The following is a 297-nucleotide window of genomic DNA, read 5'->3' as shown; positions in this document are numbered from 1 at the left end:
GGTGGCGACCGGTCGCTACCTGGACATCTGCGCCTTTCGCATTGAGCCGGCCAGCCGCAAGCAGGTTGCCGTGCTGTTCCAGGACGCGACCGCACGCAATCGCGCCGAGTTCGCGCTCAAGCAGCTCAACGAGGACCTGGAAGAACGCGTTGCCCAGGCCGTGGCCGAACGCAAGATCCTCACCGACGTCGTCGAAGCCACCCTGGCGAAGATCCAGGTCATGGGCCGTGACCTGCGTTGGCTGGCAATCAACAGCGCGGCCCGGGAAGAGTTCAAGCGCATGCTCGAGGTGACGCC

1 pseudogene is annotated in these 297 nt (G+C 65.3%); it reads left to right on the top strand.

What is annotated here, in order from left to right:
* Window positions 1-297 (top strand): annotated as a pseudogene (locus M2D63_RS25650) (hybrid sensor histidine kinase/response regulator); the annotation flags it as partial.

It is taken from the genome of Pseudomonas sp. BJa5 (assembly GCF_030272875.2).
Classification (GTDB): Bacteria; Pseudomonadota; Gammaproteobacteria; order Pseudomonadales; family Pseudomonadaceae; genus Aquipseudomonas.
The sequence above is the reverse complement of the archived record's forward strand: the minus strand, read 5'-3'. Positions and strand labels throughout refer to the sequence as shown.